Annotated in this window: 21 protein-coding genes; 14 read left to right on the top strand and 7 right to left on the bottom strand. The window is 68.8% G+C overall.

The window, feature by feature from the left end; all coding sequences use genetic code 11:
* Positions 1–9 precede the first annotated feature (9 nt).
* Complete coding sequence (locus ACLF3G_RS18540) at positions 10–639, bottom strand: uracil-DNA glycosylase (protein ID WP_430670885.1); 630 nt, start codon at positions 637–639, stop codon at positions 10–12.
* A gap of 38 nt (positions 640–677) precedes the next feature.
* On the opposite strand from ACLF3G_RS18540, the gene folK reads away from it, so the two are divergent.
* From folK to era, 7 genes are all read left to right on the top strand, one after another.
* Positions 678–1,211 (top strand): 2-amino-4-hydroxy-6-hydroxymethyldihydropteridine diphosphokinase, encoded by a 534-nt coding sequence (gene folK / locus ACLF3G_RS18535; protein WP_430670884.1) that lies wholly within the window; start codon positions 678–680, stop codon positions 1,209–1,211.
* 81 nt (positions 1,212–1,292) lie between these two features.
* Positions 1,293–1,688: a DNA-directed RNA polymerase subunit omega gene (rpoZ, locus tag ACLF3G_RS18530; protein WP_430670883.1), complete on the top strand. Its 396-nt coding sequence runs from the start codon at positions 1,293–1,295 to the stop codon at positions 1,686–1,688.
* Between the two features lie 73 nt (positions 1,689–1,761).
* A complete protein-coding gene (locus tag ACLF3G_RS18525) occupies positions 1,762–4,008 on the top strand; it encodes a RelA/SpoT family protein (RefSeq protein ID WP_430670882.1) in 2,247 nt (748 codons plus the stop codon).
* Positions 4,009–4,020: 12 nt separating this feature from the next.
* Positions 4,021–4,443: a holo-ACP synthase gene (gene acpS, locus ACLF3G_RS18520; RefSeq protein WP_430670881.1), complete on the top strand. Its 423-nt coding sequence runs from the start codon at positions 4,021–4,023 to the stop codon at positions 4,441–4,443.
* A 106-nt stretch (positions 4,444–4,549) separates the two neighbouring features.
* A complete protein-coding gene (gene lepB / locus ACLF3G_RS18515; protein ID WP_430670880.1) occupies positions 4,550–5,302 on the top strand; it encodes a signal peptidase I in 753 nt (250 codons plus the stop codon).
* Complete coding sequence (gene rnc / locus ACLF3G_RS18510; RefSeq protein ID WP_430670879.1) at positions 5,299–5,988, top strand: ribonuclease III; 690 nt, start codon at positions 5,299–5,301, stop codon at positions 5,986–5,988. Before lepB ends, rnc begins: the two co-directional genes overlap by 4 nt.
* Complete coding sequence (gene era, locus ACLF3G_RS18505; protein ID WP_430670878.1) at positions 5,985–6,902, top strand: GTPase Era; 918 nt, start codon at positions 5,985–5,987, stop codon at positions 6,900–6,902. The genes rnc and era overlap by 4 nt, the downstream gene beginning before the upstream one ends.
* A 609-nt stretch (positions 6,903–7,511) precedes the next feature.
* Here the strand turns inward: era and ACLF3G_RS18500 are convergent.
* A complete protein-coding gene (locus ACLF3G_RS18500) occupies positions 7,512–8,240 on the bottom strand; it encodes a calcium-binding protein (protein WP_430670877.1) in 729 nt (242 codons plus the stop codon).
* 560 nt (positions 8,241–8,800) lie between these two features.
* Here ACLF3G_RS18500 and recO point away from each other — a divergent pair.
* The 3 genes from recO (at position 8,801) to ACLF3G_RS18485 (ending at position 13,028) form a co-directional block, all read left to right on the top strand.
* Positions 8,801–9,544 (top strand): DNA repair protein RecO, encoded by a 744-nt coding sequence (recO, locus tag ACLF3G_RS18495; RefSeq protein WP_430671085.1) that lies wholly within the window; start codon positions 8,801–8,803, stop codon positions 9,542–9,544.
* A gap of 32 nt (positions 9,545–9,576) precedes the next feature.
* Positions 9,577–11,820 carry a DNA topoisomerase IV subunit A gene (gene parC / locus ACLF3G_RS18490; protein ID WP_430670876.1) on the top strand — a complete coding sequence of 748 codons (2,244 nt, stop codon included), beginning with the start codon at positions 9,577–9,579 and terminating at the stop codon, positions 11,818–11,820.
* A 71-nt stretch (positions 11,821–11,891) separates the two neighbouring features.
* On the top strand, positions 11,892–13,028 hold the full coding sequence (locus tag ACLF3G_RS18485; RefSeq protein WP_430670875.1) for an alpha/beta hydrolase: 1,137 nt from the start codon (positions 11,892–11,894) through the stop codon (positions 13,026–13,028).
* A 34-nt stretch (positions 13,029–13,062) separates the two neighbouring features.
* On the opposite strand, the gene ACLF3G_RS18480 is transcribed toward ACLF3G_RS18485, so the two are convergent.
* Positions 13,063–13,938: a LysR family transcriptional regulator gene (locus ACLF3G_RS18480; protein WP_430670874.1), complete on the bottom strand. Its 876-nt coding sequence runs from the start codon at positions 13,936–13,938 to the stop codon at positions 13,063–13,065.
* A 110-nt stretch (positions 13,939–14,048) separates the two neighbouring features.
* Between ACLF3G_RS18480 and ACLF3G_RS18475 the strand changes: the two genes are divergently transcribed.
* Entirely contained in the window at positions 14,049–14,693 is a 645-nt protein-coding gene (locus ACLF3G_RS18475; protein ID WP_430670873.1) for an isochorismatase family protein, read from the top strand.
* A gap of 15 nt (positions 14,694–14,708) precedes the next feature.
* Here ACLF3G_RS18475 and ACLF3G_RS18470 read toward each other — a convergent pair whose 3' ends face one another.
* The 3 genes from ACLF3G_RS18470 to ACLF3G_RS18460 are packed head-to-tail and all read right to left on the bottom strand — an operon-like array spanning position 14,709 to position 18,379.
* Complete coding sequence (locus ACLF3G_RS18470; protein WP_430670872.1) at positions 14,709–15,479, bottom strand: arginyltransferase; 771 nt, start codon at positions 15,477–15,479, stop codon at positions 14,709–14,711.
* A gap of 37 nt (positions 15,480–15,516) precedes the next feature.
* Positions 15,517–16,026 (bottom strand): RDD family protein, encoded by a 510-nt coding sequence (locus ACLF3G_RS18465; RefSeq protein ID WP_430670871.1) that lies wholly within the window; start codon positions 16,024–16,026, stop codon positions 15,517–15,519.
* Between the two features lie 10 nt (positions 16,027–16,036).
* Positions 16,037–18,379, bottom strand: coding sequence for a penicillin acylase family protein (locus ACLF3G_RS18460; RefSeq protein WP_430670870.1), 2,343 nt, complete (start codon positions 18,377–18,379; stop codon positions 16,037–16,039).
* 169 nt (positions 18,380–18,548) lie between these two features.
* On the opposite strand from ACLF3G_RS18460, the gene ACLF3G_RS18455 reads away from it, so the two are divergent.
* A complete protein-coding gene (locus tag ACLF3G_RS18455; protein WP_430670869.1) occupies positions 18,549–21,065 on the top strand; it encodes a calcium-binding protein in 2,517 nt (838 codons plus the stop codon).
* Positions 21,066–21,080: 15 nt separating this feature from the next.
* Here the strand turns inward: ACLF3G_RS18455 and ACLF3G_RS18450 are convergent, their stop codons facing one another.
* Entirely contained in the window at positions 21,081–21,665 is a 585-nt protein-coding gene (locus tag ACLF3G_RS18450; RefSeq protein WP_430671084.1) for a GNAT family N-acyltransferase, read from the bottom strand.
* On the opposite strand from ACLF3G_RS18450, the gene ACLF3G_RS18445 reads away from it, so the two are divergent.
* Positions 21,603–21,836 (top strand): hypothetical protein, encoded by a 234-nt coding sequence (locus tag ACLF3G_RS18445; RefSeq protein WP_430671095.1) that lies wholly within the window; start codon positions 21,603–21,605, stop codon positions 21,834–21,836. The two genes, ACLF3G_RS18450 and ACLF3G_RS18445, sit on opposite strands and share 63 nt — an antisense overlap.
* A 379-nt stretch (positions 21,837–22,215) precedes the next feature.
* Positions 22,216–23,295, top strand: a complete 1,080-nt coding sequence (locus ACLF3G_RS18440; RefSeq protein WP_430670868.1) for an EDSAP-1 family PEP-CTERM protein — start codon at positions 22,216–22,218, stop codon at positions 23,293–23,295.
* Positions 23,296–23,354: the final 59 nt, after the last annotated feature.

Below are 23,354 nucleotides of genomic sequence, written 5' to 3'. Positions count from 1 at the left end.
TTCAGGTCCTCATTTCAGACGGGCGACGATATCCTGTACCACCGCCTCGAACATCTCTGTCGTCAGCCGGCCGGTGTTCGTGTTGTAGCGGCTAACATGGTAGCTGTCGGCCAGCTGCGTCCCATCGGGCAGGACGTGTACCGCGCCATGCGCGAAGCGGTAGCGCGCCGCCGGAATGCGATGGCTTTTCAGCCAGGCGTTGTGCGCCACCAGCCCGAGGGCCAGCACCACGCGCAGATTGGGCATGGCCTCGCGCTCGGCGATGACGAAGCGGTTGCAGGTGGCGATCTCGGCCGGCGTCGGCAGGTTCTCGGGCGGCACGCAGCGCACGGCATTGGCGATGCGCACGCCGCGCAACTGCATGCCATCCGCCGGATCTTCGCCGTACGAACCTGTCGCCAGGCCGTACTTCAGCAACGTCGCATACAGCAGCTTGCCGGCGTGGTCGCCGGTGAAGGGCCGCCCGGTGCGGTTCGCGCCGCGCACCCCCGGCGCCAGGCCGAGCACCAGCAACCGCGCCTCCCGCTGGCCCCAGCAGGGCACGGGGCCGTTGTGCCAGTCCGGCCATTTGGCGCGGTTCTCCAGCCGGTAGGCGACGAGGCGGGGGCAGAGGGGGCAGTCATGGCCCGGGCTGTCCAAGGCTTGGATAATCCTGAAGGTGGCGGTAAGCCGCCAGGATGATCCTTGTCGCGCTCGGCGCCAACCTGCCCGGGCCAGATGGGCGCGATGCGCTTGCCACCTGCCGCGCCGCGGCCGCAGCACTGGACTCCCTGCCTGGGCTGCGGCTGCGGGCGCTGTCCCTCTGGTATGCGACGGCGCCGGTCCCGGCCGCCCCGGCTTCCCCTGACTACGTGAATGGAGTGGCGCGGCTTGAAGGGCGGGCGCCGGACCCGGCTTCGCTGCTGGCGGCGCTGCAGGCGGTGGAGGCGCGGTTCGGACGGGTCCGGCCCTATCCCAACGCGCCGCGCACCCTGGACCTGGACCTCATCGACCTGGATGGGCTGGTGCGTGACGCACCCGACCCGATCCTGCCGCATCCGCGAGCGCATCTGCGGGCCTTCGTGCTGGCGCCGCTGGCCGATGTGGCGCCGGGCTGGGTGCATCCGCGCCTAGGTGCCACCGCCGCCAGGCTGCTGGCGGCGGTCGGGCTGGAAGGTGTTCGCGTGCTTGCGGAATCCGGACCGGATGGCTACATGGAAGGTTCATCATAGGGTTGGGGAAGGGAGTCCTGCGCGCGATCCTCGCGCCTCGGGTCCCACATCCGCACCCCACGCATTGGGATTGGAGCCGCCATGGCCCGCGTCACAGTCGAGGACTGCATCCTCCGCGTCCCCAACCGCTTCGAGCTGGTCCTGCACGCAGCGCAGCGCGCCCGCAATGTCAGCCGAGGCGAGGACCTGACGGTCGAGCGTGACAATGACAAGAATCCGGTCGTGGCGCTCCGCGAGATCGCCGAGGGCACCGTCGACCTGGACCTGCTGCAGGCCGACCTGGTGAAGTCGCTGCAGCGCGCGCCGGAGCCGGAGCCGGCCGAGGAGGAGGTGCTGGACCTCATCGCGACCGACGAGAACATCTTCGGCGTCATGGACGTGAACGAGGAGCAGATCGGCGATGGCGCCGGGCTGGAGGATCTCTCGGCCGACGACATCGAGGCGGCGATCGCCGCCGAACTCGGCGGGAAGCGCTGACCCCGGGTTGTCGGCGCGGGGGGACACCCCCCGCGCTTCCAACGACGGCCCCGAAGGGCGGGCCGAGCCGCGCATGAACGCGCCCGGCGAGCAGGCAGCGGTCGCGCTGCCATCCGTGCCCGAGATCCCGCCCATACAGGGCGAGACCGTCGGGCAGGAACTTGCCCGCCTCGTCGCCGCCTATTCCCCGCGCAGCGATACCTCCATCATCGAGCGGGCCTGGCTCACCGCCACCGCGGCGCATGAGGGGCAGAAGCGCGACAACGGCGACCCCTACATCATCCATCCTGTCGCCGTGGCCCGCACCCTGGTGCAGTACCGGCTCGACGCCGCCTCCATCGCCACCGCGCTGCTGCACGACGTGGCGGAGGATACCAAGGTCGGGCTGGCGGAGCTGGAGAAGCAGTTCGGCCGCGAGGTTGCACGGCTGGTGGATGGCGTCACCAAGCTGACCCGGCTGGAACTGCAGTCCGAGCGCACAAAGCAGGCGGAGAACTTCCGCAAGCTGGTCCTGGCGATGAGCGAGGATATACGGGTGCTGCTGGTGAAGCTGGCGGACCGGCTGCACAACATGCAGACGCTGCATTTCGTGCCGCAGGAAGCCCGCCGGCGGAAGACGGCCCGCGAGACCATGGAAATCTATGCGCCACTGGCCGAACGCATCGGCATGGACGCGCTGAAGACCGAGATGGAAACGCTCGCCTTTCGGGAACTGGAGCCCGACGCCAGCCAGTCCATCGTCGCCCGGCGCGGCTTCCTGTACGGTCAGGGTGCCGACCTGATCGCCGAAATCCGCACCGACCTGCGCCGCGTGCTGGAGGAAGCCGGCATCGAGCTGCTGGAGCTGACGGGCCGCGAGAAATCGCCCTACGCCATCTGGCTGAAGATGCATGGCAAGAGCATCGAGTTCGAGCAGCTCTCCGACATCATGGCGTTCCGCGTCATCGTGCCGGACCAGGCCGCCTGCTATCAGGCGCTCGGCGTGCTGCATTCGGCCTACCGGGTCGTGCCGGGGCGGTTCAAGGACTACATCTCCACCCCCAAGACCAATGGCTACCAGTCCATCCACACCGGCCTGACGGTTCCGGAACGCCGCAACGCCAAGATCGAGGTGCAGATCCGCACGCGGGAAATGCACGAGGTCGCCGAATACGGCGTCGCCGCGCACTGGATCTACAAGCAGGGCGGTGCCGCGGCGCGCGACCAGCACAAGTTTCCTTGGGTGAAGGCGCTGCTGGAGATCCTGGAACAGGCCAGCGAGCCGCAGGAATTCCTCGATGCCACGCGGCTGGAACTGCACAGGGACGAGGTCTTCTGCTTCACACCGAAGGGCGAGCTGATCGCGCTGCCGCGCGGTTCCACCTGCGTGGACTTTGCCTACCAGGTGCACAGCCAGGTTGGCGACCAATGTGTCGGCGCCAAGATCAACGGCCAGATCAAGCCGCTGCGCACGCCGCTGGAAAACGGCGACCAGGTCGAGATCATCACCGCCCGCGGCGGCACGCCGAACCCGCAATGGGCAAGATTTGTCGTCACCGGGAAAGCCCGCGCCCGCATCCGGCGTTTCATGCACGCCGAACAGCGCAAGGTGCAGCAGCAGGAAGGCCGGGCGGCGATCGCCAAGGCGTTCCGGCAGGAAGGCGTCGAGTTCTCCGAGAAGCAGATGGAGCCGGCGCTGAAGGCGCTGAAGCAGACCAACTTCGAGGAGATGTGCCTGCTGGTCGCCGCCGGCACGCTCTCGGCCAAGGACGTGCTGCACGCCATCTATCCTGAGCTGCGCGGGCCGCCGCGGGCTGCCGATTCGCTGCCTCTCGCGCGGTCCCGCCCGCGCGCCGTGCCGCTCGCAAAGGGCGGCTTCAAGCGCGACGTCACCATGGGCATCACCGGGCTGGTGGCGGGGATGGAGGTGCATTTCGCCGGCTGCTGCCACCCGCTGCCTGGCGACCGGATCCTCGGCATCGTCACGACGGGGAAGGGCGTGACCGTGCACAAAACGGATTGCCACAACCTGTCCGGCTTCGCCGAAAGCCCGGAACGCTTCATCGACGTGGACTGGGACTACGCCGGCGGCGCCGGCGTTGCCCATACCGGGCGGATCGAGGTGGTGACCGGCAACGACCGGGGCGCCCTGTCCGCGGTGACGGAGGCGATTGCGCGGCAGGAAGGCGCCATCGAGAACATCCGCATCGTCCATCGCGGCCCGGACTTCACCGAGATTGCGGTAGATGTGGAAGTGCAGGATCTGCGCCACCTGTCCAACATCATCGCTGCACTGAGGGCCTTGCAGGGCGTGGCGCAGGTCGAGCGATCCAAGGGATAGGCTGCTCTCGTCATGATCATCGGCCTCGGCAGCGACATCATCGACATCCGGCGGATCGAGCGTGTCATCGCCAAGTACGGCGACCGCTTCCTGGAGCGCATCTTCACGCCCGCGGAACGGGCCAAGGCGAACCGGCGGACGGAGAAGATCCGCGCCGCCACCTATGCCAAGCGATACGCGGCGAAGGAGGCGGCCTCCAAGGCGCTCGGCACCGGATTCCGGGCCGGCGTGTTCTGGCGCGACCTCGGCGTGGTGAACCTGTCCTCCGGCCAGCCGACGCTGCGCATGGGCGGCGGCGCGGCGGCGCGCCTGGCGGCCATCACGCCGGCCGGCCACGCCGCACATGTGGCGCTGACGATGACGGACGAATTCCCCTACGCCCAGGCCATGGTCATCATCACAGCCGTGCCTCTGCCGCGCCCGGCGGGTGCCTAGTGGCGCTTTCCTTGACAGGTCGGGCCGTGGCGGGCTCTATCCCGCCCCGTAGAGACGCGTCCGGCATTTGGGGCGTCCGTTGAGGATGCCCGCGCAAATTCCTACCATGGCCAAACAGAAGTCGGGCGGCTGGCTCGAGTCCATCAAGACCGTGGTCTATGCCGGGCTGATCGCCATCGGTATCCGCACGGTCGCCTTCGAACCCTTCAACATCCCCTCCGGCAGCATGATCCCGACCCTGCTGGTGGGCGACTACCTGTTCGTGTCGAAGTACTCCTACGGGTATTCGCGGCATTCCATGCCGTTCAGCCCGAACCTGTTCAACGGCCGCGTCTTCGGCAGCCTGCCGGAACGCGGCGACGTGGCGGTGTTCAAGCTGCCGCGGGACAATTCGACGGACTACATCAAGCGCATCATCGGCCTGCCCGGGGACCGCATCCAGGTGCGCGCCGGCCTGCTGCACCTGAACGGCCAGCCGGTGCGACGCGAACTGGTTGGCCCCTTCACGGTGGAAGGCGACGGCCCGCGCCTGATCGTGCGCGAATACCGCGAAATCCTGCCGCCGCAGCCGGGGGTGGAGGCGCACACCCACTACATCCTCGAGATGTCGGACGACCAGCGCTACGACAACACCCAGGAATTCCGGGTTCCCGAGGGCCACGTCTTCGCCATGGGCGACAATCGCGACAACAGCCTGGACAGCCGCGAGCAGAACGCCGTGGGCTTCATCCCGGTGGAGAACCTGGTGGGCCGCGCCGAGTTCATCTTCTTCTCCGTCGATGGCTCCGCCCGCTGGTGGGAAGTCTGGGGCTGGCCAATGGCGATCCGCTGGACCCGGCTGCTCAGCGCCGTGCGGTGAGCGAGGTCGATCCCGTCGCGGCGCTGGCCGCACGGTTGCCGCACCAGTTCCAGCGGCCGGAGCTTCTGCAACACGCCCTGACCCACCGTTCCGCCGCCGATCCCCGGCGGCAGATGCTGGACAGCAACGAACGCCTGGAATTCGTCGGCGACCGTGTCCTGGCGCTCGTCATGGCCGAATGGCTGGCGGAACGATTCCCGCAGGAACGCGAGGGCGACCTCGGAAAGCGGCTCGCCGTGCTGGTGGCGCAGGACAGCCTGGCCCGGGTCGCCGTGGCGCTCGGCATAGGCCCGGCGCTGCGGGTGACGCCGAACGAGGAACGCAGCGGCGTCCGCAACCGCGCCAGCGTGTTGTCCGATGCGCTGGAGGCGCTGCTGGGCGCGCTGTATGTCGATGGTGGCCTGGATGCGGCGCGGTCGCTGATCCGGCGCGAATGGGATGCTTTGCTGGAAGGTCCGCTGCGGCCGCCGGTCTCCCCGAAAAGCCGCCTGCAGGAATGGAGCCTCGGGCGAGGGCTCGGGCTGCCAGAATATGTCATGATGTCGACCACCGGCCCTTCCCACAATCCGGTCTTCATCGTCCGCGCCGTGGTGGCGGGGCGGGAGGCGGAAGGGACCGGCGAAAACAAGCGGGCCGCCGAACAGGCGGCCGCGGAGAAGCTTTTGAAAGTATTGGGTGCGGCATGAGCGAAACGCAGGCTGCCGAACTTCCCCGCCGCTGCGGACTGATCGCCGTGGTGGGTGCGCCCAATGCGGGCAAGTCGACGCTGGTGAACACGCTGGCGGGCACCAAAGTGTCCATCGTCTCGCCGAAGCCGCAGACCACGCGCTTCCGCATCCGCGCGGTGGTGATGCAGGGCCAGGCGCAGATCGTACTGGTGGACACGCCCGGCATCTTCGCCCCGCGCCGCCGGCTGGACCGCGCCATGGTGGCCGCCGCCTGGGGCGGGGCGCAGGATGCCGATCTGGCGCTTCTGATCGTCGACGCCCGGGCCGGGCTGACGGACGAGGTGCGCGGCATCACGGAGAAGCTGAAGAAGGGCGGCCGGCGCGCCATGCTGCTGCTCAACAAGGCGGACCTCGTGGACCCGCCCCGGCTGCTGCCGCTGGCGCGCGACCTGAACGAGATTTTGCCGTTCGCTGAGACCTTCATGGTGTCCGCGCTGAAGGGCAGGGGACTCGACCGGGTCATGCAGGTCTTGGCGGAAAACGTCCCGGAGGGCCCCTGGCTGTTCCCCGAGGACGACCTTTCCGACCTTCCGCAGCGCATGCTGGCCGCCGAGATCGTGCGTGAGCAGGTGCTTCGCCAGACGCATGAGGAAGTGCCTCACCACGCGACCGTCGAGACCGAGACCTGGACCGAGCGCAAGGATGGCAGCGCGCGGATCGACGTGACCATCTATGTCACGCGGCCCACCCAGAAGGCGATCCTGATCGGCGATGGCGGCGCCAAGATCAAGTCGATCGGCCAGCAGGCGCGGCGGGAGCTGGAGCAGTTGCTGGAACGTCGCATCCACCTGTTCGTCAACGTCAAGGAACGCGCCGGCTGGGACGAGGAGCGCGGGCGGATCAGGGCACTCGGGCTGGACGATCAGGGCTGACCAGGCGGCTCACGCGTCAGCCCAGCCTTCACGCGCATCCTGCACGGCGACTCCGCGGTGCTCATCGTCGTGGGTCCTCGCGGCAGACAGGTCGGCAACCGGAATGGCGAGGTGCTGCAACCTGCTGGTTGCAGCCTGCGCATGCTGCGGGCGAGGCGCGCCGTTGCGGGGGCGGGCGCTGCAATCCGTCCATCCTGTGGACGCGCCGAATGAGAGCCGGCCCCTCTTGATCTTCAACGACATCACCCCTGCGGCCGTTGCAGCCTTCGGCGATCACGCCCTGGGACGCGGCTGGACCAACCTCACGCGCTGGCGCCGGCTGGCTTCGACGGAGCCCAAAGCGCCTGCACCGCATCCTGGCCTGCTCCGGACCGGGCGGGCCGAGGCGGAACGATCGGGCTTCTCCGCCGAAGTGATGGGAAATAGCGCGCGGCATCGGCCGCGCACTTCTACTCTCCTGCGTGAGGTCTCCGCCCTGCCCGCGTGCAGGCGGCGGGCCTGCCATGCCGACAAGGGCGTCGTCCTCGCGCTGGATGATGAGACTGCTGCGCATGGCCGATGTCCCGGGCATCGCGACGATCCCGCCGCCCCCGCAGTTGTGGCGGAGTATCAGGTCACCTCGGCACGCATGGCGTCGGGTTCCGTGGGCAGGTTCTGGACGTACAGGCGCTCGAGGTTGGTGACGCGGATCTGCTCGTGGTTGATCGTGATCGTTCCCGAGAAGCCTGTCAGATCAATGTAGTTGCCCCTGAGCGTCGGCATCGAGCTGCCGGGATCCGGCGTGAAGACTCCGGACTTGCTGATAATGCCATTCAGGACCTCGCTCGAGGTCATGCCGTTAAGGGAGACGCCGAAAGCGCGGTCCAGGGTCTCGTTCGTCATCTGAAGCGTCAGGACGTCGTTGTCCGGACCACCGTCGATCGTGTCGTTGCCGGCGCCGTTCGACCATACGATCGTGTCGCCGCCCTGGCCGCCGTTGATCAGGTCGGCGCCGGTGCCACCGATCAGCGTGTCGTCGCCGCCGTCCCCGTTCAGTTCGTCATTGCCGGCATTGCCGTACAGGCGGTCCTGGCCTGCTCCGCCATATATGACGTCACTGCCCGCGCCGCCCCGTGCCCTGTCGTCGCCGTCGCCGGCCAGGATCACGTCGTTGCCGCCCTCGCCATCCAGCGTGTCCTGTGAATTGCCGGAGTTGAGAAAGTCGTCTCCGCCGCCTCCCATCAGGCTGTCGTTGTTCGAAGTCCCCTCCAGGGTGTCACGACCGTCGCCGCCGGTGCGGTTCACGCCGCCGATCACGATCGACAACTCCTTGTCGCTGATCGCCTGCTTGTCTGTCATCAATCGCTCCTGTCCCCCGGCGGGTGATCCGGCCGGCGCCGCCTTTTTCCCATGCTGCGATTTTCTTGCGAAGGCGGTTCTTTCCTGTTTCATTCATAGTTGCTGCCTCTCGCCGAGCTAGTTGGCCACCGGCCTGGGAGGCGCGGGCGACGTTTCGGCACCAAGCCCGGTGCCGCAGCCCCGCCCGAGACGCCTGACCCTGGCGAAGTCGAGCGTTTCGCGGCATGTACTTGAGAAGGCCGTCGAGATCGGTCCTGTGCGGGCCGTCCCTCAGATGTGGCGTCACGGTCGCCGGACTGGCCAGCATTCGACCCGTCGGGATCCACGGCCAGGTGCGGCTCCCGCTGGCCACCGGGGCCCTGCGCGGAATGGTGCCGCGCCAGACGCAGGATGAAGTACCGCGCCATGCTACTGTGGCGGCCGAGACCTGCTCATGAGGCGGTCCCGATCGGCGATGGCGGCGCCACCGTCGATGGGCGGCTTCTTTGGCGCACGGACGCCGATCGCCCGCTCCCGCCTTCCCACCAGCCCGACGAACGCCCACCTTGGTCGCCGTGAGCATCGAATGGACCGCGCCGGCAATCATCCTCGACATCCGCCCGCATGGCGAGGGCGGCGCGATTGCGACGCTGCTGACCGAGCAACACGGCCGCCACGCCGGCCTGGCCAAGGGCGGCACCTCCCGCGGCCAATCGGCGCTGTGGCAGCCCGGCAACCTGGTGGAGGCGCGGTGGGTGGCCCGGTTGCCCGAACAGCTCGGCGCCCTGTCCGCGGAGATGGTACACCCCGCCGCGGCGCTGGCGATGGAGGATCCGCTGGCGCTTGCCGCGCTGCGCTCCGCCTGCGCCGTGGCGGAGGGCGCGCTGCCGGAGCGGGAGGCACATCCACGCGCCTTCCATGGCCTGGTCGCCTTCATTGCCACCCTGGCCCGCGGCACCGACCTCGCCTTGCCAGACCTCGTGCGGTGGGAGGCCGACCTGTTGGCCGATCTCGGCTACGGCCTCGATTTCTCCGCCTGCGCGGTGACGGGGGAGCGGGAGGATCTGGCCTTCGTCTCCCCGAAATCGGCCCGCGCCGTCTCCGCCGCCGCCGCCGGGGAATGGCGCGACCGGCTGCTGCCGCTGCCGGCCTTCCTGCTGGGGCAGGGGCCGTCCGGCCCGGTCGATTGGGCGGCGGGCCTGCGGCTGACCGGGCATTTCCTGGCGCGGGACGTCTTCGGCGTGCACAACAGGGGCCTGCCTGCGGCGCGGGACCTGCTGGTGGACCGCGTCACCACCCTGGCCTCGCCTGCCGCCAGCGGCTAAACCCACCCTGAACAAAGCACGAATCATGCACCATGCCGGATGACATCAAGGGCCTGCCGCCCGAAGGCGGCGACATGCGGGAGACGGGGCTGGCCGATGCGCTGTCCGAGCGCTACCTGGCCTATGCGCTGTCCACCATCGTCAGCCGGTCGCTGCCAGATGTGCGCGACGGGCTCAAGCCGGTGCATCGCCGCCTGCTGCACGCGATGAACCAGCTGAAGCTGGATCCCACCGGCGGCTTCAAGAAATGCGCCCGCATCGTCGGCGACGTGATGGGCAAGTACCACCCCCATGGCGACAGTTCGATCTATGAGGCGCTGGTCCGCCAGGCGCAGGAATTCGCCGCGCGCTATCCGCTGGTCGAGGGCCAGGGCAATTTCGGCAATATCGACGGCGATAACGCCGCGGCCATGCGCTACACCGAAGCCCGCCTTACCGAGGTCGCCCAGGCGCTGCTGGAGGGCATCGAGGAGGATTCGGTCGATTTCCGCGCCACCTACGATGGCGAGGACAAGGAACCGCTGGTGCTGCCGGCGGCATTCCCGAATCTGCTCGCCAACGGCGCGGCCGGCATTGCCGTGGGCATGGCGACCTCGATCCCGCCGCACAACGCCGGGGAGCTGTGCGCTGCCGCGCTGGTGCTGATCGACCGGCCGGAGGCCGGCATCGACGAGCTGCTGGCGCATGTGAAGGGCCCGGATTTCCCGACCGGCGGACTGCTGGTCGAAAGCCCTGAGTCGATGCGGGAGGCCTATGCCACCGGCCGCGGCGGCTTCCGCCTGCGCGCGCAATGGAACGTTGAGCCGCTGAAGAACGGCACCTGGCAGGTCGTCGTCACCGAGATCCCCTACCAGGTCCAGAAGTCCCGCCTGATCGAACAGACCGCGGCGCTGATGGAAGAAAAGAAGCTGCCGCTGCTGGGTGACGTGCGGGACGAATCGACCGACGTGGTCCGCCTGGTGCTGGAGCCGAAGGCGCGCAGCGTCGATGCCAAGATGCTGATGGAGACGCTGTTCCGCCACACCCAGCTCGAGACGCGCTTCCCCCTCAACATGAACGTGCTGGACGCCAACCGCACTCCGCGCGTGATGGGGCTGCGGGAGGTGCTGCGGAGCTGGCTCGACCATCGCCACGTGGTGCTGGTGCGGCGGTCGGAGCACCGGCTGGCCGCGATCGCGCGGCGGCTGGAAATCCTCGATGGCTACCTCATCGTCTACCTGAACCTGGACGAGGTGATCCGCATCGTGCGGGAGGAGGACAAGCCGAAGGACGCCCTGATGGCCGCCTTCGAGCTGACCGAGACCCAGGCCAACGCCATCCTCGACATGCGCCTGCGCGCGCTGCGCAAGCTGGAGGAGATGGAAATCCGCAAGGAGCACAAGAAGCTCTCGGCGGAACAGGCGAAGCTGCGGGGCCTGCTGACCAGCGAGGCGAAGCGCTGGCGCGCGATCGCGGACGAGATCGCGGAGACGCGGCGGAAATTCGGCGAGGCGACGGCGCTGGGCCGCCGCCGCACCATCCCCGGCACGATCGAGGCCGGCGCGGTGGTCGACGAGACCGCGTTCATCGAGCGGGAGCCGATCACCATCATCCTTTCGGAGAAGGGCTGGATCCGGGCGCAGAGGGGCCATCTTGGCGCCGATGCCGAGCTTCGCTTCAAGGAAGGCGACGGCCTGAAGCAGGCGATCCATGCGGAGACCACGGATCGCATCGTGGTGCTGGCCACGAACGGCAAGGCCTACACCGTGAAGGCGGATTCCCTGCCGCGCGGCCGAGGCGATGGCCAGCCGGTGCGGCTGCTGCTGGATCTGACCAATGGCGACGACGTGGTGACGCTGTTCGTCCACAAGGATGGTCGCCGCTTCCTGGTCGCCGCCACGGACGGCAAAGGCTTCGTGGTCAAGGGCGAGGACCTGCTGGCGGAAAAGCGCACCGGCAAGCAGGTGCTGGTGGTCGATGCGGCGGTCGAAGCGCTGCTGTGTGTTCCGGTGGAGGGCGACAGCGTCGCCGTCACCGGCAGCAACAACCGCCTGCTGGTCTTCCCGCTGGACCAGGTGCCGGAGATGTCGCGCGGCCGCGGCGTTCAGCTCCTGCAACTGAAGGATGGCGCGACGCTGCTCGATGCCCAGGTCTTCGCGGCCAAGGAAGGTCTCGCCTGGCGCCATGGCGGCGGCGTGAAGCTGGAGACGGATCTGCGAACCTGGCGCGGCCAGCGCGCTGGCGCCGGCAAGATGCCGCCCGACCGCTTCCCGAAGACGCGCAAGTTCGGGGTCTGACGCCACTCCACATCCTTGTGGACAGGGCAGGGCCGGCATGATCCGCTTCCCCATCCTCGGGGGAGGCGGCCATGCCAAGGCGGAAGAAGCCCGTGCCGGCGGTGCGCGACAGCACCACCATCGTCTTCGCCACCAACCGTCATCGCCTGTCGGATGGGTTCTGGGAGGAGGCGGACATCGCCCCCGGTACCATCCAGCGGCTGTGGCTCGGCCGCGCGCGGATCGGCTGGGTGGGCGACCCGATGGAAACCGAATCCGGCCGGCAGTTGCTTGAGGCCGCCGAGATCAGCGGGGAGGATGACTTCGCCGATCCCGTCGCCGGCAGCAACGCTCGCGTGCTGGACGCCTGGCTGGCCGATGCCGCGGCCCGCGGCGCCGTGCCGCTGTTCTACATCCACGGCTTCGGTAATGGCTTCGGCGATGCGCTGCAACGCGCGGCGCAGATCGAGGAATTCTATGACGGGGAGAAGCTGGCGCTCGCGCCCCTGGTCTTCTCCTGGCCGTCCGATGGCCGCGTGCTGGACCCGCAGCTTTTCGCCGCCGATGCCGGGGTCAAGGCGCAGTACCTGGACGACCAGCGGGACGCAATGAACTCCGCCCCCGCCCTGGCACGGCTGCTGCGGGAGGTTTGGCGGGCACGCCAGCGGGCGGCGGGAGGTACCGGCACGCCGCCCCGCCTGGTGCTGCTGGCGCACAGCATGGGCAACCTCGCCCTGGCCAGCGGCCTCGCCGCCATGAACAACGGGCTGCTGACGCGTGAGCTCGCCGGGCTGTTCGCGCAGGCCGTGCTGGCGAGCGCCGACCTGCCGAATACCTGCTTCGAGCCCGGCCAGCCGATGCGCCTGCTGCCACTGATCGCGGACCAGGTGACGGTCTGCATCAGCCATGACTGCACGCTGTCCGTCGCCAGCCAATTCGCCAACGGCAACAAGCGCCTCGGCCATTATGGCCCTGCACGGCTGGACCTGGTGCCGGAGGGGGTGGAGGTGGTCGACTACTTCCTCGGCCTCGACGCCGGATCGCGCGACCGCATTCTGGCCAAGGGCGGCACCGAATGGGACGTGGTGCAGCACCAGTGGTACCGGAACGACCTGAAAGCGCGGGCGGCGCTGACGGCTCTGTTCCAGGGCAAGCCACCGCCGCACAAGCCGCTGGATGCGCTGCTTCGGGTGGAAGCCGGGCGCTGCCGGCACGCGATCCTGGAGTAGCGCCGGCAATACGAGCCGACCCGGCGGCGAACTACTACCGGGCCAGGGCCGCCGTGGTGATCCGTGCCAGGAAGTCGACGAAATGCCGGACCTTCGGGCTGGTCGCGGCCTGCGCGGTATAGACCGCGTGCAGTGGCAGCGGGCTGGGCGCCTGATGCAGCGCAACCTCCACGAGGCGGCCGTCGGCGATGTCGGCCCGACACAGGAACTCCGGCAGCCAGGCGGCGCCGGCCCCGGACAGCGCCAGGGCGTGTCGCACCAGCGGGTCCGGTGCCTCGACCCGCTGGATGGCGCGTCCGCCCGCAAGGCCCAGCACCCGGTTGAAGCGGCCTCGCCCTGGTTGCAGGACCCCGGCCTCCTCCAGCAGGCGTAGCGCTGCCTCCGGCGCAAGGCCAACCAAGCCCGCTGGGCTGGCGAGCAGGCGCAGGCTGCTGGCGCCGATCCGGCGGGCAAGCAGGGCGCTGTCCTCCAGCGCACCGACCCGGACGATGATGTCGATCTCCGGCTTGTTCGCGCCCGCGATAGTCGAGGAGACCTCCAGCGCCACCTCCAGCGCCGGATGATCCTGCAGGAACTCCGGCAGGCGCGGCGCCAGGATATGGCTGGCGAACAGCGACGGGACGTTGAGCCGCAGCAGGCCTCTCGGGGAGGTGAAGCTTGCCTGCACGGCGGCCGCCGCGCCATCCACCAGCGCGACTACCTGCACGGCATGATCCAGCAGAACGCGCCCGGCATCCGTCAGCCGAAGCCCATCGCGGCCCCGGTCCAGCAGCGCCGCCCCTGCCTCCGCCTCCAGCCGGGCCAATTGCCGGCTGACCGAGGATTTGGGGCGCCGCAGAAGCCGCGCCGCACTGGTCAGGCTTTGCGCCTCCGCAATGCGGAGAAAGACGCGCAGGTCGTCGCTGTTCACATCAGGTGCCCGTTCCAGCCCGGGAACGGCGCGTCCCGGCGGCGGACCTGCCAGCAGGCGGGCCGGGTCAACACATGGTCCGGCATCCCAACAAGGACAGGATCCCAGCCATGACCAACCCGGCCCTGCGGCGCATGACGCCCGAGAGCGCGGTGATCGCCTATGTCGACTACGTCACCGGGCTCGATAACCTGGTCACGACGATCCCGGGCCCGGTCTTCCGCAACAACATCCAGGCCTTCGCCAGATTCTCGCCGCTGTTCAAGCTGCCGACCGCCGTGTTTGGCGAGGAAAATCAATACTATGGCAGCTTCCTGCCGGAGATCCGCACGCTGATCGATGCCGGTGCCGCGACATTTCCGCGCAGCACGCCCTCCGGCTGTACGCCGGACTTCATGGCATGGCTCCAGGCCAAAGGCCGGCGCGATGTCATCATCGGTGGGATCTCCATCGACAACTGCACCCTGCACACGGCGCTGGACCTGCTCCGGGCCGGCTACAACGTGCAGGTCGTGGTCGATGTCTCGGGCAGCAACAGCAGGCTTGCGGAGGATGCGGCCCTTGCGCGGTTGCAGGCGGCGGGCTCGGTGAATGCCGGGTGGCTGAACACGCTGACGGAACTCGGCGCGGATTTCGCGGGGCCGTTCGGGGCGGGGATGATGCAGGTCATCCAGCGCCACTGGCCCGCCTCCACCACGGGGCAGGTCCAGGACACCACGCCGGATGGACATGGCATGCAGTTGCCGAAGACCTGACGCGGCCGAAGTCTCTCAGGCCTCGATCGATGTGAGCGCGGGCGCCTCGATGGCGGCCGCGCCATGGTCAGGCAGCACGCGCCAGACGCCGCCGGACAGCGTCTCGCTTGGGCGGAAGCGGGACTTGTAGGCCATCTTGGCGCTCTCCGGCACCCAGTAGCCCAAGTAGACATAGGGCAAGCCCAATGCACGGGCGCGCGCCACCAGCCACAGGATCGCGTAGGTGCCGAGGCTGCGGCGGTTCGCCTCGGGGTCGAAGAAGGAATAGACGGCGGACAGACCGTCGGAGAGCCAATCGGTCAGGCAGGCGCCAACCAGTCGGCCGTTGGTATCGCGGAACTCCACCACCCCGGTGGTGATCGGCGTGTCCTCGACCATGGCGCGATAATCGTAGAAGCCCATCGCCGCCATGTCGCCATCGCCATGCCGGGCGCCCTGGTAGCGCTGGAACAGGCTGAACTGCTCCGCGCTGGCACGTGCCGGAAGCTCGGCGGTGGTCAGGTCCTCGTTGGCACGAATGATCTTGCGCTGCGTGCGGTCGGGCAGGAACTGGCCGGCGACGATGCGGATCGGGATGCAGGCGCGGCAGCCGGGGCAGACCGGGGAATACGCGATGTTGTGGCTGCGACGGAAGCCGGCGCGGGACAGCCTGTCATGCAGCGTCTCCGCCTCCGCGCCCGACAACTCGGTCACGATCTTCCGCTCCGTCCGCCCTGCCAGATAGGGGCATGGCAGGGGCGCGGTCGTATAGAAGAACTGCGGGCGTCGGGTGGGTCTGTGCAACATCTGCTTGGGATGATTGTCGGCGCTGGGCGGCCGCAAATCAACCGTCCTCCGCGGCCAACCCCTGGTTTTGAACCTGGTCGGACCGGCCGGGCTTGCAAGCCGGCTGCACCGCGCGCGACCGGCGCAGCACCAGCGTGCCGGAGAACAGGTCATGCAGCGTGCGGCTGCGGGCGGAGAACAACGGCGCCAGCAGAGCCACCCCGCCCATGGCCCAGGACAGGGCGTAGAGCGTGGTCGAGGTGAAGGCCTGCCCGAAGCTGGGCGCCGTGCCACCCACCTCGGACTGCACGACGAGCCCCATCGCCGCCTGCCCCGGAGTCGCCGATAGCGGCGAGCCGATCGACAGCGTGCCGTACAGGATCGGCAGGATCAGCGCCCAAGGCAGCAGCAGCAGCCCGCCGGCCAGGCCGATAGTCAGCACGGTGAGCAGCGCGGCACCACCCCAGGCGACCCACGACAGTATCAGCAGCAGCGTCGCGTCGATTGCCCAGGCGGCAATCCGGCGGCCGATCACGCCTTGAAAGGGGTCGCCAGTCCGGGCCGCCACGTGGGTCTCCTCAACGGGTGAGGTCGATGGCGCCGGTCTCGCTGTCCAGTTGCCGCGCCAGCCGAAGAACGCTGCCGGACCGCCAACGTTCCAGCAGGCTCTCGAAATTATCGGACAGCGGGTGGCCGGATTGGCCGGTGGCGATGATGGCCCGCGTGCCATCGGCATCCGCCATGTCGGCGACCAGTCGCAGCCCGGCGCCATGCAGATGCGCGAAGGGGTCGGGCCCGGTGCCGCGCATGCCGCCGCGCGACAACGTCTCGTTGTCGCCGCCGGTGGCGGCCTTCAGGCGGGTCATGCGGCCGAGCACCGGGACGAAGCGCAGCAGCGGGTGCTCGAAATGCGCGACGTGGGCGGCCCCCCAGCGCCAGGCCACGGGGTCGGCGCCATGCACCGACTCCAGCTCCGCGACCGCCTCCGCCAGGGCGCGGGCGAGCAGCGGGTTGCAGCCTTCCGGCCCGCACCAGGCGGCGCCACGGGCCGGGTCCAGCAGGATGCGGGCGACGAATTCCGGGCCCGCATCGCTGCCCGCCGGGGCTCCGCCGGCCTCCAGCACCAGGCGCTTGAACTGGCGCAGCCAGGCGTGGTGGACCAGCGGCTGGGCGAGGTCCGCCCGCATCTCGCCATTCCAGTTGCGCAGAAGGGCCTGGGCGGTTGCGGCCGGTCCCGACGGCATCGGCACCGCCCGCAGCACCGGCAGGAGGTCCCGGGCCAGCAGGGAAACCACGTCGTTCTGCATCGCCGCAAAGCTAGCGGCGTCGTGCTGCGGCCGCGCCGCCAGCAATTCGCGGATGCGGCGCAGGCGCCAGTCGCCGAACCAGTCCCGGCCGAGGAACACCGGATGGTCGAGCGGAGCTGGGCGGCTGTTGGCAGCGGCGAGCTGGCCCGACTCCGGGTCCTCCACATGCGGCATGGCGTCGAACGGCACGAAGCCGGTCCAGTCCATGCTGCCATCCCAGCCGCGGGCAGGGGTGGTGCCGTTGCCGGTTGCGCGGATCGGGGTGCGGCCGACCAGGTACTGCGCGATGCGCCCATCCGTGCCGGCGACCATCAGCGTCTGCGGCGGGCTGGTGAACAAGGCGCCCGCGGCACGCACCTCGGCCACGGATGTTGCGCGGTTCAGCGCCAGCAGCGCGGCGGCGGTGGTGTCCTGCGGCGCCAGGTTGGCCATGGACACCGCCAGCACGAAGCCGTCCTGCGTCGGCAGGAACGGGTCGAGGCCTGAGATCACCGGGCCATGCCGGGTCTCCCGCACCCGCAGCACTTCCGGCTCCTCCTGGCCGCGCACAGCCAGGCGTTCCTCCCGCACCGTGAAGGGGCGGGGGCCTTCCGGCGTGTCGTAGGCGTCGGCGCCGGACAGGCGTTCGACGAACACGTCCTGCGTGTCGGAATGCGTGGTGGTGAAGCCCCAGGCGACGGCCTGGTTGCGGCCGATGACGATGCCGGGCACGCCGGGGGCTGTGGCGCCGACGCGGAACTGGCCGCCGGGCAGGTCGATCCGCGCCAGGTACCACAGCACCGGCGCGTTGAAGCCAAGATGCGGATCGTTCGCCAGCAACGGCGCGCCGGTGGAACTGCGGGCCGCGGTGACAGCCCAGGCGTTGGAGGCGGAGGACGGAAGCGGCGCATCCTCGCCGAACACCGGGATCGCCTGCAGGAGCCGGGCGAGGTGCGTGGCGGGGGGCAGCGCGGCCTGGTCGGCGCGGCCGTCGCTGCCGTCGCGCGGCCACAGGTCCTCCACCTTCTCCGGCGGCAGCGCGGCATCCAGCGCCGCGCGCTCCAGCTCCCGCCGCCAGTTGCCGGACAGCCAGAGGCCCATGACCTTGCCCCACAGCAGGGAATGCTCCGGCCTCCAGGGCTCCGGCTCACCCAGCACCAGGAACTCCGGCGCGGCGAGGCGGCCGCGGACCGCGATCAGCGCGTTCACACCCTCGGCATAGGCCTCCAGCATGTCGCGAGAGCCCGGGTCGAGCGCGGCAAGATCCGCCTCCGCGCTGCGCAGCAGGCCGAGCGTGCGGGTGAAGCGATCCAGGCGCAGCGCGGCGGGGCCGCCCAATTCGGCCAGCCGTCCCGCCGCTCCGCGTCGCATCGCCTCCATCTGGAACATGCGGTCCCGCGCATGCAGGTAGCCCAGCGCGACGGCGGCATCGCGTTCCGTCTCCGCCCGGATGCGGGGGATGCCCAGCGAATCCAGTCGGATGGCGACCGGGGCCGACAGGCTCGGGATCGCCAGCTCGTCCCGCGCATCAGGCAGGGAGGTGAAAACCAGAGCCAACGCGAAGGCCACGGCGAGGCCCGCGACGAACAGGCTGAGCAGGACCAGGCGGCCCGTAAGCCGAAGCAGGAAGCGCATCAGGGCCAGCGCCCCCCTTCAAGCGGTGCCGTCATCCGGCGGCTCTACCATCGGTGGAAGCGCGGGGCGAGGCAGGGTGCGGCCCGTGGCCCACGGGCATCCATTGCCAAACCACAGCGGTTACTTAATCTTCCCGGCAACAAATTGTCCTTTGGTCATGGAGGTCGGGTTGAGCGGATTCGGGATCGGCATCCAGACGTGGTTTGGCAGCAATGACGCGGACTCCTTCTCGCCCGGGATCCAGTCCTCGGGCTTCTCATTTGGCGGACTGATCCCCGGCCTCGATACGCAATTTCGGGTGTCCGGCCTGAATGGCGACGACCTGATCGTCGGTGGCGGCGCGGCAGATGGTGATTCGCTCGATGGAGGGGAGGGCGCGGACACGCTCGCCGGCGGGGCCGGGCGCGACACGCTCCAGGGCGGCGGCGGCCTCGACCGGCTCGAGGGCAATGGCGACCCCGACCTACTGATCGAGACCGGTACCAGCTCCCTGGTCGAGGCCGCCGCGCTGCTGGATGGCGGAGAGGGTTTCGATACGTTGCTGCTGAGCGGCAACGTCCGCTTGGTCTCCGCTATCGTCACCAGCCTGGAGCGGCTGGCGACGTCGGCCGGGGGGACCGTCAACCTGACCTTCAGCGCCACCAATTTCGCCACCTTCCAGGTCCTGGAACTGGGCACCGGGACGACCTTTCTCGGCGTCGGCGGCACCTATGACTTCGGATCGAAGGAATACGACGCGATCAATTCGGTGATCTACACCGTGCGCTTCCTCGGCGGTGCCGGCGACGAGGACGTGATCGGCACCGAACTGGGCGATTCGATCGCGGGCGGCGGCGGCGCCAACACGATCCGCGGTGCCGAGGGGGACGATACCCTGTCGGGGTCCGGCACGATCCAGGGCGGGGCGGATAACGACCTGCTGTCCGACAGCCAGCAGACCCTGTCGGATGACTGGCTGGATGGGGGCGATGGCAACGACACCATCACCACCTTCCACGGCGCGGACGACCTGTGGGGTGGCGATGGCGACGACAGCCTGTCCGCCGGCGGTGGCGGCAGCCTGCTGGAAGGCGGCGTAGGCAACGACACCCTCAGTGCCTCGCTGTCCGCCAACGACACACTGCGCGGCGGCGAAGGCGATGACCTGCTGCGCGACGTCGGGACGCTCGGCGCCGGGACGGTGCTGGATGGTGGCGCCGGCAACGACACGCTGGAGGCGGATGGCGCGACGCTGCTCGGCGCCAGCATCACGGGCATCGAGACGCTGCGGCTCGGCGGCACCCTTGGGATCGGCGCGGCGGAACTGGCGGCCTTCCAGGCGCTGGCGTTCAGCGAGGGCGGCGGCCGGCCCGTCATCAACCTGCTGACGGATGGCGTGTTCGACTTTGGGGCACTGGCGCAGGTCGACGCCTTCGGCCAGGCCACGCAGCGTGGCCTGACTCTGGTCGGCCAGGTGTTCGGGGCCGACCATGCGATCGGCGGCGAGGGTGATGACAGCCTGCTGGGCTTCGGCGGCGGCGACACCCTGGTGGGCGGTGGCGGGGCCGATACGCTGCGCGGCGATGACGGCGACGATCTGCTGCGTGGCGGCGCGGGTGGGGATGTGGCGGCGTTCGCCGGCGTCCGGGCGAACTACGTGGTCGCGGCGCTGGGTGGCGACGCCTTCATCGTGACCAGCCTGCTGGAAGGCACCGACACGGTCGAGGGCATCGAGTCGCTGCGCTTTTCCGACACCATCGTGGCGCTGGAATTCGCCCCGTCACTGGTGGCGACCCGTGGCCCGGACAGCCTGGCGGGCAGCGCGGGTGCGGAACAGATCCTGGGCCTCGGAGGCGACGACACCCTGTCCGGCGGCGGCGGCGCCGACACTCTGTTCGGCGGAGCGGGCCACGACGTGCTGGATGGCGGCGATGGCCGCGACCTGCTCAGCGGGGGCGCGGGCGCCGATACGCTTGCCGGCGGTGCCGAGGACGACCGCCTGTTCGGCATGGTGGGCGACGACGTGGCCGAAGGCGGGGACGGGCGCGACACGCTGTATGGTGGCGACGGCCGGGACACGTTGCGCGGCGACGGGGATTCGGATCGACTCTACGGCCAGGCAGACGACGACCTGATCGAGGGCGGAGCAAGCGACGACTTCCTGTCCGGGGATGCGGGCGCCGACACGCTGCTGGGGCAGGATGGCGCCGACCGGCTGCTGGGTGGCGACGATGCCGACCTGCTGGATGGTGGCGCCGACGCCGATGTGCTGTTCGGCGGCGCCGCGGCGGATACCCTGCTGGGCGGGTCGGGCGACGACGTGCTGCGCGGGGAGGTGGGCCATGACCTGCTGGCCGGTGGCCTGGGCTTCGACCGCCTGTTCGGTGGCACCGGCGCCGACGCCTTCCAGTTCGCTGCCCCCGGCGAGGGCAGCGACCGCATCTTCGACTTCGACGTCGCCGAGGACCGCCTGCTGCTGTCGGCCGGCGGCTTCGGCCTGGCGGCAGGCGCACTGGCATCCGACCGCTTCGAGGCGAACGCCAGCGGCCAGGCGAACACCGCCGGCAACGGCGTGCTGCTCTACGCCACGACATCCGGACGCCTGTATTGGGACGCCGATGGCAACGGAGGTGCGGCGCGTATGGAATTGGCCGTGATTGTCGGCGCACCCACGATCACGGCCGCGGAGGTCTGGGTGGTGTCCTAGGCCCGCATCCGAGCTTCAGGGTGGTGCGGGCAGGAAGATTGGCGCGTGCGGTCGGAATGCCTCCGGCCGCAATGGGGGCTCCGGCGCGCCGGCCACGAAGCGGTAAAGGTCCGGATGACGATCACGCCCATCGGCGAGGGCATGGCCGATCGTGGCGGCCGAGGGCTGACGCAGGCCGTAGGCCTCGACCAGCGGTCCGAGCGGGCTGAAGCGGATGCCGCTGCTGCGCATCAGGCGCAGTAGGGTCGGCTCCATCAGTGCGCACCAATGGGTGAGCCCAAGATCAAGGCTGGCGTGCAGGATGCCCCGCATCAGCGCAAGGCGGAGCAACCGGTCTGTCGGCGTGCCCATGGGACGACGGCGCTTGGACAGCGCGAAGCGGGAAATCTCCCCGGTTGTCCGCAATGGCAGGTGACGCAGCAGGTCCGGGCTGCAGTAGCGCAGCATCGGCAGGTCAGGACGTGCCGCGCCACCCACATTGGCGACGAGGCGCGCCGTGCCGACGACCTGTCCGTCCAAGCGGCTACGGAGCACGACATGGCGGGACCCGGCGTCGTACTCATCCGCCTCGATCGCGGTGCCAGGACTGCCAGGAAGGATGCCGCGTTCCGTGCGGAAGACCTGATGTCTCAGGTGCTGGACTTCTCGAACCGATGCGGGCGTGCGGGCAAATTCGACAAAAAAGTGGCGATCGATTGTCGAAATTGCGTCGATCCGATGGTGTTCCATAGAAGCTTTTGCCCCCCGTTGCTTGAGTACGCTTCGGGTTAACGGAGGTAGTTCCCGAGGAAAAGCAAGAATCGTCCAGCTGGAACTTGGCCGCCACAGAGAAACCGCGCCAGTTACTATGAAGATTCTGGATTCTGACAATAATTGTACTACAGTATGCTGCAGAACAGCAACCTAGAGGCGATATACAGTATGTCTTCTCTCAATGAAGCAGATGATTAGGACATCATTCCGTTCGCAATGAAACAGGCTCGCGACGGACGGATAGACGATAAAATTTGTTCATGATTATAATAAGTGAAGAGTCCATTAAATAGATCAAGCTGACGAGATTATTGCATACCAACTCGCAGGGTCATTTCTTCCAGGATATTTTGCTGTAGCAATTGATTCACCATCGGCAGTGCAACCTGCTTGGAAGATGACCACCGACAAAACTCAATCAGAGGATTTAGCCGGAACCGTCGAACAATATGACAAGTACAAGGTTAATTTCACGTCCGGCATTAAATACTTCTGTAGAATCAGCGTTCACTTCAACTGGCATGGAAAATGCTCGTCTCGTACTGCTCTCCGATCACGGGGAGACGAGGAAGGGGACGAGACCATGCGAGACACGACCCGCAGATACTTCCGGACGATGCTGCTGGCCGGCGCGGCGACAGCCGTGGTGGCCGCCGTGCCGATCGCGGCGGAGGCGGCGCCCTACGCCTACGCGTCCAACCAGATCACCAACCTGACCATCACCACCACGACGGGCCAGATCCAGCCGCTCGGCACCGCCTCGATCTCGGCCTCCGACTCTGCTGTCTGGGCGAACCTGCCGATCTCCGGCTTCCTCGGCACCGGCACCGTCGGCAACGCGCTCGACATCCAGAAGGCCTGCGCCGGCGGGTCGGCCTGCTCGATCGGAGAAAACGTGTTTACCGCCGCCGGGCCGGGCGCCTTCGGCACGGGGGGCATGCGCGCGGATGCCAGCATCGGTGCCGGCACCTTGCAGGGCGGCGGCGTCAGCGTCAGCAATGTCGCCGAAGGCACCGGCAATCTGCCCGGCACCGCGAGCGGGCAGAACACCTCGACCATCAACTTCGAACTGACCGGCACCGGCGCTTCGCTCGTGCTGTCGCTGACCGACCTGATCGAGTTGGTGGTCTCCACCTCCGCGCCCGGTGAAACGGCGAATGCGACGGTGACCAACACCTTCCAGATCTTCGACGAGGAGGGCAACGAGGTGGACAGCTACTCGCCGGCCAACATCAACCGGCAGGCGGGTTCGGCCGGCGGCGTCCCGCCGACGGGCACGATCGGCCCGGTGTCGTTCACGGACACCTTCACTTCCTCGCCGCTGGCTGTCGGTGAGCTTTACACCATCTCGCTGCGCTCGACCGCGGGCGCCACGATCAGCCCCGGCGTGCCGGTGCCGGAGCCGGCTTCGCTTGCGATCCTGGGCGCCGGCCTGTTCGGCCTCGGCCTGGTCCGCCGCCGCCGTCAGCGCGGCTGAACCCGGAGTGGGGGGGGGGGGGGGGGGGCCCCCCCCCCCCCCCCCCCCCCCCCCCCCCC

It is taken from the genome of Falsiroseomonas sp. HC035, assembly GCF_050563525.1.
In the GTDB taxonomy this organism is placed as follows: domain Bacteria; phylum Pseudomonadota; class Alphaproteobacteria; order Acetobacterales; family Acetobacteraceae; genus Falsiroseomonas.
The sequence above is the reverse complement of the archived record's forward strand: the minus strand, read 5'-3'. Positions and strand labels throughout refer to the sequence as shown.